The sequence below is a fragment of the Bartonella sp. AD328YNZD genome (assembly GCF_042196425.1).
Genome location: NZ_JBHIQG010000468.1, coordinates 1 through 1,511, shown reverse-complemented (window position 1 = coordinate 1,511; position 1,511 = coordinate 1). Strand labels below are relative to the sequence as shown.

General features: G+C 43.2%; 1 protein-coding gene and 1 pseudogene. Both read right to left on the bottom strand.

Annotation, left to right across the window (positions count from 1 at the left end; all coding sequences use genetic code 11):
• Positions 1–131: pseudogene (locus tag ACFIO3_RS12880) on the bottom strand (phage tail protein); the annotation flags it as partial.
• 180 nt (positions 132–311) lie between these two features.
• The coding region (locus ACFIO3_RS12875; protein WP_375608796.1) for a Bgr_08870 family protein at positions 312–1,511 on the bottom strand (1,200 nt) is incomplete at its 5' end.

Here is a 1,511-nt window from a genome sequence, read left to right as displayed (position 1 = left end):
GGAAAAACTTGGTTATCAGCATCAGGGGCTGTAACAACCGCCCCAAGGGCGGTTTGGCTAAACATCTCTAAGGGTCGTGAGGCTTGACCATCCTCAACAAGGCGGATACCATGATTAAATTCTGTTGCCATTTTGCTCTCCACATTAATGAAGAGACTATAACAACACTCATCCTCTCTCATAAGCCTGACACTGTCAGTCAAAAAGCCCTTTAAAAGGGCTTTGAAAGAGTGATAAAAAGATTTAAAAATCATACAAGCTCGCTTATACAATAGCTATCCATTTGACTTGTGCTATTTTTAGTTTTGTATTTAATCTTTCCATAATCTTATAAGGACAGCGCCATCAACTCCAGCGCCACTTGTATAGGAATCTCTAACAGCTCCAGCACCGCCACCACCAAAACCACGCCCTCCTTTTCCTGAAGTATAGTTATGTTGTGCTAGTCCTCCAGGACCACCCCTTGATGTATCACCTCCAGCATCACCGCCATCACCGCTTATCTTGCCAGTAATTCCACTCGTTCCAGCATAACCATTTCCCCCTTTGGCTAATCCTGGATGTCCGTCTGTTGCTAAACCAAAATTTTCCCCAATGCCCCCAGCACCACCAATGCCTGAATAGTAATAAGTATTTCCCCTTGATGTATTATAATAAGCACCCCCACCACCATGTCCTCCTGTAGCGGTAATAAAATTTTTGCCAACGGTCGTTGTTCCTCCAGAGTTTCCTATTGCATACCGCCCTGAAACAGAAGCTCCCCCCTTACCAATTGTGATATCTTCATGATCCTTTAAACTGGCTTTATAGCCATACCAGACTGAACAACCGCCACCGCCGCCACCTCCTCCTAATCTTGGCGTATCCGATCCGCCACCACTACCACCGCCACCCCATGCTTGGATTTCTAACCTAGTTTGGTCTGTTACCCAATCGGGCCACTGAATTTTCCCATCTTGCGTATAGAGCAATTCAGCATCAGCAATAATGAGTTTATTAATCAAATCTTTTTTGATGTTTTTAATTTCCTGCTTGAGAATATCTATTTCTGCTTTTGTATAAACAAGATCACCATCGACTTTTAAAGGTCCTTTAAGCAAGCTTCCGTTTGTGTTTAAATCGGTAACCACTTTGCCATTATAGATGAGGTTCAACGACGAATTGCCCAAAAGCTCTAAGGCACCACTCATAGTCACTTTGCTGGTAAATTTATTGTAATTTTTCCATTCATTTGGGCTGGCTAAGCGTCCATAGCTTGTGAGATCTTCGTTAAGCTTGGCTCTAAAATCGTCAAGACCCACGATATCTTCGGTTTTATGTTGATGCGCGCCTAACAGTGAGACAGCACTGCCAAAGGTGAAGTTATTATTGCTTGATTTATAGAGAACATAATTATTTGCGGCATCTTTGGCGCCCTCGATATCCCTTAAATCGGCAAAAGTAAAGGTTTTATCCGCTGCCATCTTGCCATTGAGAGCGCTTTCTAGATCTGCGATTTCGTTGATCGTATG